General features: G+C 63.9%; 10 protein-coding genes and 1 pseudogene. 3 read left to right on the forward strand and 8 right to left on the reverse strand.

Annotated elements, in window-relative coordinates:
• Nucleotides 1-55 precede the first annotated feature (55 nt).
• From U5A82_RS14695 to U5A82_RS14705, 3 genes are all read left to right on the forward strand, one after another.
• A complete protein-coding gene (locus tag U5A82_RS14695) occupies nt 56-520 on the forward strand; it encodes a Fur family transcriptional regulator (protein ID WP_326291579.1) in 465 nt (154 codons plus the stop codon).
• A gap of 130 nt (nt 521-650) precedes the next feature.
• Nucleotides 651-2,570, forward strand: a complete 1,920-nt coding sequence (dxs, locus tag U5A82_RS14700) for a 1-deoxy-D-xylulose-5-phosphate synthase (protein WP_326291580.1) — start codon at nt 651-653, stop codon at nt 2,568-2,570.
• A gap of 101 nt (nt 2,571-2,671) precedes the next feature.
• Nucleotides 2,672-4,171, forward strand: coding sequence for a DUF4403 family protein (locus tag U5A82_RS14705; protein ID WP_326291581.1), 1,500 nt, complete (start codon nt 2,672-2,674; stop codon nt 4,169-4,171).
• On the opposite strand, the gene U5A82_RS14710 is transcribed toward U5A82_RS14705, so the two are convergent.
• The 8 genes and pseudogenes from U5A82_RS14710 to gpmA all read right to left on the reverse strand — a co-directional run bounded on the left by U5A82_RS14710 (nt 4,172) and on the right by gpmA (nt 12,397).
• Nucleotides 4,172-4,615, reverse strand: coding sequence for a DUF3035 domain-containing protein (locus U5A82_RS14710; RefSeq protein ID WP_326291582.1), 444 nt, complete (start codon nt 4,613-4,615; stop codon nt 4,172-4,174).
• Nucleotides 4,615-5,124, reverse strand: a complete 510-nt coding sequence (gene lspA, locus U5A82_RS14715; RefSeq protein WP_326291583.1) for a signal peptidase II — start codon at nt 5,122-5,124, stop codon at nt 4,615-4,617. Before lspA ends, U5A82_RS14710 begins: the two co-directional genes overlap by 1 nt.
• The gene (gene ileS / locus U5A82_RS14720) at nt 5,121-8,021 is read right to left on the reverse strand and encodes an isoleucine--tRNA ligase (protein ID WP_326291584.1); all 2,901 of its coding nucleotides are present in this window, start codon (nt 8,019-8,021) and stop codon (nt 5,121-5,123) included. Before ileS ends, lspA begins: the two co-directional genes overlap by 4 nt.
• Nucleotides 8,022-8,158: 137 nt before the next feature.
• Nucleotides 8,159-9,084: pseudogene (locus tag U5A82_RS14725) on the reverse strand (bifunctional riboflavin kinase/FAD synthetase).
• Nucleotides 9,085-9,149: 65 nt separating this feature from the next.
• On the reverse strand, nt 9,150-9,809 hold the full coding sequence (locus tag U5A82_RS14730; protein ID WP_326291585.1) for a dihydrofolate reductase: 660 nt from the start codon (nt 9,807-9,809) through the stop codon (nt 9,150-9,152).
• Between the two features lie 135 nt (nt 9,810-9,944).
• On the reverse strand, nt 9,945-11,015 hold the full coding sequence (locus tag U5A82_RS14735) for a 5-(carboxyamino)imidazole ribonucleotide synthase (RefSeq protein ID WP_326291586.1): 1,071 nt from the start codon (nt 11,013-11,015) through the stop codon (nt 9,945-9,947).
• A 10-nt stretch (nt 11,016-11,025) separates the two neighbouring features.
• The gene (gene purE / locus U5A82_RS14740; protein ID WP_326291587.1) at nt 11,026-11,514 is read right to left on the reverse strand and encodes a 5-(carboxyamino)imidazole ribonucleotide mutase; all 489 of its coding nucleotides are present in this window, start codon (nt 11,512-11,514) and stop codon (nt 11,026-11,028) included.
• Between the two features lie 196 nt (nt 11,515-11,710).
• Nucleotides 11,711-12,397, reverse strand: coding sequence for a 2,3-diphosphoglycerate-dependent phosphoglycerate mutase (gene gpmA, locus U5A82_RS14745; RefSeq protein WP_326291588.1), 687 nt, complete (start codon nt 12,395-12,397; stop codon nt 11,711-11,713).
• Between the last annotated feature and the right edge of the window lie 43 nt (nt 12,398-12,440).

The raw sequence follows: 12,440 nt of genomic DNA on the forward strand, positions 1-12,440 counted from the left end.
CGCCTGCCGCAGCGCGCCCTTGCCCCCGATCCCTCGCAAGCCTAGATTGAACGCCATGGCCGACCATCACCATCATCAGGAACCGACCGGCACGAAGCTGGCCGACGCCGCCCGCATCACGCTGGAAGCGAAGAACGAACAATGGACGCCGATGCGCGCCGCCATCTTCGACGCGCTGGCGGCGGAGGAGCGCCCGGCTTCAGCCTACGACATCGCCGATACGGTGTCGAAGGCGCGCGGCAAGCGGGTCGCGCCCAACAGCGTCTATCGCATCCTCGACCTGTTCGTGACGAACAACATCGCCATGCGGGTGGAAAGCGCCAACGCCTATATCGCCAACGCCCATCCGGGCTGTCATCACGACTGCATCTTCCTGGTCTGCCGCACCTGCAAGCAGGCGACCCATGTCGATGACGACAAGGTCACGAACGAAGTGCGGGCGGTCGCGGTGCAGGAAGGGTTCCATCCCGAACGGCCGGTGATCGAAATTCTGGGCACCTGCGCCAAATGCGCAGCCTGATATATGGTCGCCCGGCAGCGTTGCGCTTTGGCGCGGAACGGCCTAGCGCACGTCCCTTTGATGGGGAACGGCCTTGCGGATGTCCCTTCGACAGGGAACGGCCTCGCGGCCTGGGGAGTCTAAGTCTTTCATGAATGATCGTCCGCAAACCCCGCTTCTCGACCAGGTCGTCTGGCCGTCCGACCTGCGCGCGCTGAAGCCCGATCAACTGGACCAGCTGGCCGACGAACTGCGGCAGGAAGTGATCGCTGCGGTCGGCGTGACCGGCGGGCATCTGGGTTCGGGTCTGGGCGTCGTCGAACTGACCACTGCGATCCATTATGTGTTCGACACGCCGCAGGACAAGCTGGTCTGGGACGTCGGCCATCAATGCTATCCGCACAAGATATTGACCGGTCGCCGCGACCGCATCCGCACCCTGCGCATGGGCGGCGGCCTGTCCGGCTTCACCAAGCGCGCCGAATCCGAATATGACCCCTTCGGCGCGGCGCACAGTTCCACATCGATCAGCGCGGCCTTGGGCTTCGCCATCGCCAACAAGATGCAGGATCGTCCCGGCAAGGGCATCGCCGTGATCGGTGACGGCGCGATGTCGGCGGGCATGGCCTATGAGGCGATGAACAATGCGCGCGCCGCGGGCAATCGCCTGGTCGTGATCCTGAACGACAACGACATGTCGATCGCCCCGCCGGTCGGTGGCCTGTCCGCCTATCTTGCACGGCTGGTGTCGAGCCGCGAGTTCCTCGGCCTGCGCGACATTGCCAAGCGCCTCGCCCGCAAGCTTCCCCGACCGCTCCACAATGCGGCGCGCAAGACGGACGAGTTCGCGCGCGGCATGGCGATGGGCGGCACCCTGTTCGAGGAACTGGGCTTCTATTATGTCGGCCCGGTCGACGGCCATAATCTGGACCAGCTGATCCCGGTCCTGGAAAATGTACGCGACGCGGCCGAAGGGCCGTGCCTGGTCCATGTCGTCACGCAAAAGGGCAAGGGCTATGCCCCTGCCGAAGCGGCCGCCGACAAATATCATGGCGTCCAGAAGTTCGACGTCATCACCGGCGCGCAGGCGAAGGCCCCACCCGGACCGCCCAGCTATACCAATGTCTTCGCGCAGGCCCTGATCGCCGAAGCGCAGCGCGATCCCACCGTCTGCGCCATCACCGCCGCCATGCCGTCGGGCACGGGCCTGGACAAGTTCCAGCTGGCCTTTCCCGACCGCATCTTCGACGTCGGCATCGCCGAACAACATGCCGTCACCTTCGCGGCCGGCCTGGCGGCGGAAGGCATGCGCCCCTTCTGCGCCATCTACTCGACCTTCCTGCAACGCGCCTACGATCAGGTCGTGCATGACGTGGCGATCCAGAACCTGCCCGTCCGCTTCGCGATCGACCGCGCGGGCTTGGTCGGCGCGGACGGTTCGACCCATGCGGGCAGCTTCGACGTCACCTATCTCGCCACCCTGCCCAATATGGTGGTGATGGCGGCGGCGGACGAGGCGGAACTGGTCCACATGGTCCATACCTGCGCCGTCCACGACAGCGGCCCGATCGCGGTGCGCTATCCGCGCGGCAACGGCACCGGCGTCGCCATGCCCGAAGTCCCCGAACGGCTCGCCATCGGCAAGGGCCGCATCGTGCGCGACGGGCGGCAGGTCGCCATCCTATCGCTGGGCACCCGTCTGGAGGAAGCGCTCAAGGCCGCCGAAGCGCTGGAGGCCAAGGGCCTGTCCACCACCGTCGCCGACCTGCGTTTCGCCAAGCCGCTGGACGAAGCGATGATCCGCAAGCTGCTGACCACCCACGAAGTCGCCGTGACGATCGAGGAAGGCGCGATCGGCGGCCTGGGCGCGCATGTGCTCACGCTCGCCAGCGACCTTGGCCTGATCGACAATGGCCTCAAGCTGCGGACCATGCGCCTGCCCGATATCTTCCAGGATCAGGACAAGCCCGAAAAACAATATGCCGACGCCCGGCTGGACGCCGACGCGATCGTCGATACCGTGCTGACCGCCCTGCGCCACAACAGCGTCGGGGCGGAAGTTCGCGCCTGACGCCAACATATCGCAGGAACCAAATTCGCTCCGCAAGCGTAATGGGCTGACCGTGCCACCGGCAGCATAGTCGGCACGGCCCATAAGAGACGGAGGGGCGGTTGGCGGCGCATTATCGGGCATCATCGCATCGGTTCGCACGCGGTCGTACGCCTGCCCTTGTCGCCCTGATCCTCTGCGTGGGTTGCCAGCAGAAACCCGCTGCCGTCGCCCCGCCCCGCGCATCCGACCCCGTGCCCGCGCCACAGGAAAAATCGCTGATCGCCGTGCCGGTCGAGGCGGACTCCGCCGCTTTGCGCGAAGCGGTCGAACAGGCGGTGCCGCGCATCCTGTGGACGATCAACCGCCGCGAGCCGCGCTGCGTCGCGCCGCAGAAGGTCAAGATATTCGGCGGCGAGCTGAAGGTCACGCCGCCCATCGGCTGCACCATCGTCGGCACCGTCACCCGCGGCGCGGTCAGCCTGCGCGGTGAAGGGCGGGACATCATCGCCGACCTGCCCATCCATGCCAGCATCAGCGCGCGGGACGTGGGCGGCGTGCTGAAAGGCGAAACCGCGACAGGATCGGCGATGGTCAAGGCCCGCATCACCATCGATCTGGCGCGCGACTGGACGCCCAAGGGTACGGTGCAACTCCATTATGACTGGACCACGCCGCCCGGCATCGATTTTCTGGGCCAGCGCATCCGCTTCACCGACGAAGCCGACGAAAAACTGCGCCCCATCGTCGCCAGACTGGAGCGGGATCTGCCGCGCGAACTGGCGAAGATGAACCTGCGGAGCGAAGCGGAGAAACTCTGGCGTCAGGCCTTTACGACGCTCGATCTCAACAAACAGAACCCGCCGGTCTGGATGCGCGTCAGCCCGCAAAAAATCTTCTACAATGGCTATGTGATGCGCGGCCAGTCCATCCGGCTCGATCTGGGGATGGAGGCCATAACGGAGACCTTCGTCGGCGATCGCCCGGCCGATCCGCGTCCGACCGCGCTGCCCCCGCTCGACCGTTCACCGGTGCGCAACCAACTGTCCTTCTTCCTGCCGGTGACGGCGGACTATCGCGAACTGCAACCCGTCGTCCAGCGCGCGCTGTCGAAGCGCGCCACGCGCCCCTTCGACTTGCCCGGCATCGGTGCGGTGTCGGTGCGCTTTTCCAATGTCGCCTGCTATGGCGCGACCGGCGGACGCATCGCGGTGGGCGTGGACATCGCTGCCCGGCCCGCCAATTCGCAGGAGGAAATCCATGGCCGCATCTGGCTGGCCGCGCGCCCGGTCAACGCCGCCAACTCGCCCCGCGTCGGTTTCGTCGATCCGGTCATCACCGGCGATACCGACGGGGTCAGTGGCGACATGCTGCTGGCGATCGGACAAAGCCCCGGCTTTTCCAACCTGATCGCCAGCGCGCTGGGTCAGAATTTCGCCAAGGACATAGAAGAGCTGAAAGGCAAGATCGGCCGCGCCATCGCCGATCGGCGGGAGGGCGACTTCGTCATAAAGGCGCATGCCGACCGCTTCGATATCGGCACCATCCATGCCTATGGCCAGGGTCTGCACCTGCCCGTCCGTGCGACGGGCAAGGCGCAGATCAGTTACCGGCCGCTCTGATTATTGTTGCGGCGCAGGCGCAGGCGCCGGAGCGGGGGCCGAGGTAGCGGCGCGCGCGTCCTGCCCGTCACCTTCGGGCGCGGCGATGATGTCGCGGGTGGTCGCGCCCTTGTCCACGACTTCGGTGCCCGGATCACCGACCGACGAGCGGATGCCGGCCGCAGCATTGGCGCGCCCGGTCGCGCTCAGCGTGGCGCTTTCGCTGGCGCTGCGGGGCGCTGGGCCGCCGAACATCGCCTCCATCGCAGCCTTGCTCGAATTGACCGAGGCCGCAGCGGGCGAGCCGGGCGCGGGCGGCACCAGCGCGAAGTCGGGCGGGATCACCAGGGGGGCCTGCCGCGACACGGCGAATTCGTCGGGACGCTGGCGGTTCATCAGGCCGCCGCCGCCGCCGCAGGCGGACAGGGTGGTCACAAGGCCGGCGGCGAGGATCAGTTTACGCATTACTTCACAGTCTCCGAATTTGCGCCCTTGTCGCGCAGCAGCAACGCCCGCGCAAGCAGGATCAGCACGCCGATGGTAATGGCGGCATCCGCCAGATTGAAAATCAGGAAAGGCCGCCATTCGCCGAAATGCAGGTCGGCATAATCGACGACATAGCCCAGCCGCATGCGATCCACGATATTGCCGATCGCGCCGCCCAGCACCAGGCCCAGCGCGGTCACATCCTGCCGCGCCTTTTCGCGCCACATCCACACACCCACGAAACCGGCGATCAGCATCGTCATGCCGACCAGCACCCAGCGGGCGACATCAGTATCAGCGTGGAAAAAGCCCATGGAAACGCCACGATTTTCCAGCCAGCGCAGGCGAAAGAAGGGCACGATATCGATCCCTTCCAACCGGCTCTTGAGCGCGAGCGGATAGGTGACCGTATATTTGATCAGCTGGTCCAGCGCGAGCGTTACGATCGCGACGGTCAGGCCCAGCGGGCGATGATTGACGGCGCTCATGCCTTCAACACCGCGTCGCAACGATCGCACAGCGTGCCGTCTTCCGTCACTTCCGGCAGCTTGCGCCAGCAGCGACCGCATTTGTGCCAGGCGCTGGGCGTGACGACGATGCCGTCGCCTTCGCCCATGGTCACGCGCGCAACGATCGCCACTTCGGCGAAGTCGACATCACCCACCGGCAGCAACTCGCCCATGGTGACGTCCGCGTCCAGGCTGGACCGCACGACCTTTTCGCGCCGCAGCGGCTCGATCGCTTCGTTCACCTGCTCGCGCTGGTTGCGCAGTTCGCTCCATTTGTCGTCCAGATCGCGGTCGATCCACTTATGGTCGATCGCGGGCCATTCCAGGAAATGGACGCTCTCTTCCACATTGGGGAAGCGGCTCTGCCAGACTTCTTCCGCCGTAAAAGGGATGATCGGCGCGACATAGCGCACCAGCGCGTGGAACAGTGTGTCCAGCAAGGTGCGATAGGCGCGACGCTTGGGGTCCGACTTCGCATCGCAATAGAGGCAGTCCTTGCGGATATCGAAGAAGAAGGCGGACAGATCGCTGTTGGCGAAATCGAAGATCGCGCGGGTGTAGCGGGAAAATTCCAGCCAATTCTCGCTCTTCGCCGCCTTGTCCACCACCCCGCGCAGTTCAGCGTCCAGCGACGCCAGACGGTGGAGCATATAGCGCTCCAACTCCGGCATTTCGGCATAGGACACCGCTTCACTGTCCTCGTCATAGTCGGCCAGCGCACCCAGCATGTAGCGGAAGGTGTTGCGCAGCTTGCGATAGGCGTCGGACGACCCGGCCAGCACTTCCTTGCCGATCCGCACGTCATCGAAATAGTCGGTGCTGGCGACCCAGACGCGCAGGATGTCCGCGCCGCTTTCGCCCATGATCTTGAGCGGATCGACCACATTGCCGAGGCTCTTGGACATTTTCTTGCCCGTGCCGTCCAGCGCGAAGCCATGGGTCAGCACGGCGTCATAGGGAGCCCGCCCGCGCGTCCCGCAGCTTTCCAGCAGCGAGGACTGGAACCAGCCGCGATGCTGGTCCGATCCTTCGATATAAAGGTCGGCGCGGGTGCCCTCGCCATAGCGCCCTTCGACCACGAAGCTGTGGGTCGAACCGCTGTCGAACCAGACGTCCAGAATGTCGTTCACGACTTCATAGTCGGCAAGGTCATAATCGGGACCAAGCAGCGCCTGATGATCGGCCCCGAACCAGGCGTCCGCGCCCGCGCCCTTGAATGCGGCGATGATGCGGGCGTTGACCGCCGGATCGACCAGATACTGACCGCTCTTGCGATGGACGTAGAGCGCAATCGGTACACCCCAGGCGCGCTGGCGGCTGATGACCCAGTCGGGACGCCCTTCGACCATGGATCGGATGCGGTTGGTGGAGCGCTCGGGCACCCAGCGGGTGTTCGCGATCGCGTCCAGCGCGATATCGCGCAGGGTCGCGCCGTTGCCCCCCTCACCCGTCACCCCAGCATAGGCTGGGGTCTCGGGCGTCAGTGTGCCTCCGCCTGAGATCCCAGCTTGCGCTGGGATGACGGACTGGGTCGAGGGCTTGTCCATAGGGATGAACCATTGCGGCGTGCAGCGATAGATGATCCGCGCCTTCGACCGCCAGCTATGCGGATAGCTGTGGCGGAAGTCGCTGGCGGAGAGCAGCGCACCAGCCGCGCGCAGGTCGGTGCAGATGGGGCCGTCCGCACCGTTGAACTTGGTGTTGATGACGCTGCCCTGCCCGGGGAGCCAGTCCCAATCGTCGCGATAGAAGCCCGCATCGTTGACCGCGAAGACCGGGTCGATGCCCAGCTTCTTGCAGGCGATGAAATCCTCCTCGCCATGGTCGGGCGCCATATGGACAAGGCCGGTGCCTGCGTCGGTGGTGACATGATCGGCGGGGAGCAGCGGGCGGGGCTTAGCGAAGAAGCCGCCCAGCGTGTGCATCGGGTGACGAGCGACGGCACCGGCGAGGTCGGAGCCTTTAAACACCGGCCATTCACTTTCATGGTAAGAAAGAGTGCCGACAACAAGATTGCCGCCTCGCGCCTGGAAGGCAGCGGCAAGATCCTTAGCGACAAGATAAGAGCGTGGTGAAACACCGTCCTTCAAGAGGATATACTCAATGCCTTCCCCATAAGCGATCGCCTGGTTTACCGGGATCGTCCAGGGCGTCGTCGTCCAGATCACCGCATGCGCGCCGACCAGTTCCGGCGCGTTCGGGGCTTCCACGATCTCGAACGCCACGTCGATCTGGGTCGACGTCACGTCCTCATATTCGACCTCCGCTTCGGCGAGCGCGGTCTTTTCCACCGGCGACCACATCACCGGCTTGGCCCCGCGATACAGCTGGCCACTTTCAGCGAATTTCAGCAGTTCGCCCACGATCGTCGCTTCGGCGTCGAATTTCATGGTCAGGTACGGATCGGCCCAGTCGCCCATCACGCCCAGACGCTTGAACTGTTCCTTCTGCACGCCCACCCATTTGTCGGCATAGGCACGGCACTGGGCACGAAATTCCTGAGCGGGAACCTCGTCCTTGTTCAGCTTCTTCTTGCGATATTCTTCCTCGATCTTCCATTCGATCGGCAGGCCGTGGCAGTCCCAGCCCGGCACATAGGGCGCGTCCTTGCCCAACAGGGATTGCGCGCGGACGATGATGTCCTTGAGCACCTTGTTCATCGCATGGCCCATATGGATGTCGCCATTGGCGTAGGGCGGGCCGTCGTGCAGGATGAAGCGTTCGCGCCCCGCGCGCTTCTCACGCAGCTTGCCGTAGAGGTCCATCGCCTCCCATTGGGCGGCGATCGCCGGTTCCTTCTGGGCTAGGCCCGCCTTCATCGGGAAGTCGGTCTGCGGCAGGAAAACGGTGGACTTGTAGTCGGGCTGGTCGGTCATGAGCGCGCTTATATTAGATCCGTTCGGTTCGAGCATCTTCGAGCGAAGCCGAGAAGCGCCGGTCGAGAACGGGGCTTCAAGATCAGTTCTCGACAAGCGCGAACCGAACGGATGTTGGGTCTATCAGGCCCGGTGCCTTAAGCGACGTAGGGCGTTCCCGCAAGGATTTGCCGCGCATCGTCACAGTCCTGCGCGATCCCCGCCATCAGCGCATCCAGCCCGTCATATTTCCGCTCCCCGTGCAGATAGGCGATCAGCTGCACTTCGACCGTCTCCCCATACAGGCTTTCGGCGAAATCGAAGAAATGGGGTTCCAGCAATTCCTTGGGCGGATCGAAGCTGGGCCGGATGCCCAGATTGGCTGCGCCGTCCAGAACTCGCCCATCTGCCAATTGCCCCCGCACCGCATAGATGCCGTAAGCGGGCCGCAGATACGGCCCCATGTCGATATTGGCGGTGGGAAAGCCGATGGTGCGGCCCAGCTTGTCGCCATGCTGCACAGTCCCCGCAATGGCATAGGGGCGCGTGAGAAGGCGCGCGGCGGTCGCGCAATCCCCGGCCTGCAACGCCGCGCGGATACGGCTGGAGGAAATCACGCCCTCCCCGTCCGACACTGGCGCGACCGCTTGCGCAGGCAGACCAAGTTCGGCGAAGGTGGCGACAGTACCGCTGCGCGCCCGGCCGAAGGTGAAGTCTTCCCCGTCACCACGGCGCTGACGCCCAGTTGTTCGGTGAGCAGGCGGACATAGGCGGCAGGATCGAGCGCCGCCAGCGCGGTGGTGAAATCGAACACCAGCATCGCGTCCGCCCCGGCGCACGCGAACAACGCGGCCCGCTGGTCCAGCGTGGTCAGGCGAAAGCTGGGCGTGTCCGGCCGGAACAGCCGCATGGGATGCGGATCGAAGGTGGCGACGATCGCGGGACGCCCTTCGGCGCGGGCGCGCGCGATCGCATGGCCGACCACCGCCTGATGGCCCGCGTGAAATCCGTCGAAATTGCCGAGCGCCATGACGCTCCCGCGCAGATGCGCAGGGATCGGGGCGCTGCTGCTAAGCCGCTCCATGGCGCGGCCTATAGGGGCGCGGCAGGGGCGTGGCAATGCGGCGTAAAAAGCACGAAGAGGAAGCGCTAAGCGAGCAGCCGCCCTACTGCTTTAGGCAGTTCAGGAAGCTGGTTCTCTGCATTATCCTTTACCGCGACGACTGTTCGATAAAAATGATTTCGTTCAGCATATCGCCTAACCAATTGATCCCGTCGTAACCTTATTTCAGTAGGATTAGGATGATTGAGCTCCCAAATTTCGAAGGCAGCCTCGTCACCTGGCAACACCCCGTCGCTTTTAAACAATAAGTCTAAGTTCCAGCGCGCTAAATCACCGATAATAGCTTCATCAAAAAATGCATCACCATTCATGACTTCTTTGTCTACGATCGTAATTAGATAACGATCAACAAATGGCGCCATTTGCGAATACATTGACGCACCGCCAACCAAAAATGCATCCTTATTAATCATCGATGCGTCGAAAATCGCCTCTTCAACGCTTGCAGCCCATTGGCAAGTTTCAGAAGTCGGCACCAACGTTGAATTATGCGACACAATGATGCTGTGTCGCTTCGGAAGAGGTTTCCCGATCGAATCAAACGTCTTCCGACCCATAATAACCACGTTACCAAGCGTGGTTTCACGAAAGAACTTTAAGTCCGATTTGACATGCCAAGGTAGGGCGTTGCCACAACCAATCACGCCCTGTTCGTTCAAAGCTACGATAGACGTCAAATTTCTCATACCGTGTAGCTGACCCTTGAAAACGACGGTGGAATTTTGCGTTGACAGAATAATGTCAGCAAATCGCTTACGCCACAAATCAAAGGTTGAATGACAATCAGAAATCTGTGGGCGAATGTGGATAACTTCACGTCGCTAAAATCTAAGCCGCGTCACATGCCCCATCTTGCGGCCGGGACGCGCTTCGTGCTTGCCGTAGAGATGCAAATGATTGGCCGGATCGGACAGGATCGCCAGCCAGTCATGCGCGTCGTCGCCGATCAGGTTGCGCATCTCCAACCCGCGCGCGGCGAGCGCCGTGTCGCCCAGGGGCAGGCCGCAGATCGCGCGGACATGGTTCTCGAACTGGCTCGTCACCGCGCCCTCGATGGTCCAGTGCCCGCTATTATGGACGCGCGGCGCCATTTCGTTGAAGACCGGGCCGTCGGCGCTGGCGAAAAATTCGCAGGTCAGGACGCCGACATAGTCCAACGCGTCGGCGATCCGCTGCGCCATGGCGCGCGCCTGCCCGACCTGCCCTTCGATCGCCGCGCCCGCCGGCAAGGTCGAGGTCGCCAATATCCCGTCGACATGCACATTCGCCGCCGAATCCCAGAAGCGCACTTCCCCATCCGCGCCGCGCACCAGGATCACCGAAAATTCCTGATCGAAGGTCACGAACCCCTCCAGGATCGCGCTTTGACGGCCGATGGTATTCCACGCGCCAACGGCATCGCCCGGCTCCGACAAGCGCGCCTGCCCCTTGCCGTCATAACCCATGCGGTTGGTCTTGAGGATCGCGCGGCTGCCGATCTGCTCGATCGCGCTTTCCAGATCGTCTAGGCTCTCGACCGGTGCGAAGGGCGCGGTCAGCCCGCCCAGGTCGCTGACGAAGCGCTTTTCAGCCAGTCGGTCCTGCGCCACGCGCAGCGCCTGCGCACCGGGCCGGACGAGGCCGTGGGCGGCCAGCACGTCGACTGCGGCCGGATCGATATTCTCGAACTCGTAGGTGACGACGTCCACACCATCCGCGAAGGCGGCCAGCGCTTGCGCGTCTTCATAGGCGCCCTGCGTCCAGCGCGGCGACACGTCGGCGGCCGGGCCGCTGTCCTCCGGCGCGTAGATGCAGGTGCGATAGCCAAGCTGCGCGGCGGCGGTGGCGATCATCCGACCAAGCTGGCCGCCGCCTAAAATGCCGATGGTGGCGCCGGGCGCGATCGTCGTCATGGGCTGGCCCTCAATCCTCGACGGTTTCGGCGACGGCATCGGTCTGCCGCGCGCGCCACGCGTCCAGCCGTCCGGCCAGCGCGGGATCGTGTGTCGCCAGGATCGCGGCAGCGAGCAGGCCCGCATTGATCGCGCCGGGCTTGCCGATCGCCAGCGTGGCAACGGGGATGCCGCCCGGCATCTGGACGATGGAGAGCAGCGAATCCATTCCTTTGAGCGCCTTCGATTCCACCGGCACGCCCAGCACCGGCAAGCGCGTCATCGACGCGGTCATGCCCGGCAGATGCGCCGCGCCGCCCGCGCCCGCGATGATGACCTTCAGGCCGCGATCCACCGCGCCGGTCGCGTAATCATAGAGTCGCTGCGGGGTGCGGTGGGCCGACACCACCTTGCATTCATGGGGCACGCCCAGCGCGTCGAGCGTTTCGGCGGCATGGCGCATCGTGTCCCAATCGGACCGCGACCCCATGATGATGCCGACCGTCACTGTCCCGCTCATATGCAGCTTCCCCTGAACCCGCGGCCTTTGACGCCGCCCGGAAAGCAAAGCCCCTTAGCGGCCGGGCCGCCAGGGAGCAATGTCGCAATGCGTATAAATATACACACTCCGTTCGGTTCGAGCTTGTCGAGAACCGTTCTCGACGACGCGTCTCGACTTCGCTCGAAGCTGCTCGAACCGAACGGAATTACCAGTCTTACCGTTCCGACAGATAATAGCGATCGATGGCGCTCAGATCGTCGGCCAGTTCATAGACGATCGGCTGGCCGGTCGGGATTTCCAGATGCGTGATTTCATCGTCGGGGATGTTGGACAGATGCTTCACCAGCGCGCGCAGCGAATTGCCATGCGCGGAAATCAGCACGCGCTTGCCCGCTTTCAGGTCGGGCGCGATCGTCGCTTCCCAATAGGGAAGCACACGGGCGATCGTGTCCTTCAGGCTCTCGGTCGAAGGGATGGCGATGCCGTCATAGCGGCGGTCCTTCGACAGGTCGAACTCGCTGCCCGCTTCCAGCACCGGCGGCGGAATGTCGAAGCTGCGGCGCCAGATCTTGACCTGATCGTCGCCATGCTTGGCCGCCGTCTCCGCCTTGTTGAGGCCGGTCAGGCCGCCATAATGGCGTTCGTTCAGACGCCAGTCCTTTTCGACCGGCAGCCAAAGCCGCCCCATTTCCTCCAGCGCCAGGTTCAGCGTCTTGATCGCGCGGCTCTGGAAACTGGTATAGCATTGGTCGAAATCCAGGCCCTTTTCGGCCATCAGCCGACCGGCGGCGCGCGCTTCCTCGACGCCCTTCTCCGTTACGTCGACGTCCCACCAGCCGGTGAAGCGGTTTTCGAGATTCCACGACGACTGGCCATGGCGGATAAGGACGAGAGTGGGCATTGGGCGCGTCTCCTGCACGATAACGGCGAATGATGCCCTCCCA

The sequence above is a fragment of the Sphingobium sp. CR2-8 genome, from assembly GCF_035818615.1.
Taxonomy (GTDB): domain Bacteria; phylum Pseudomonadota; class Alphaproteobacteria; order Sphingomonadales; family Sphingomonadaceae; genus Sphingobium.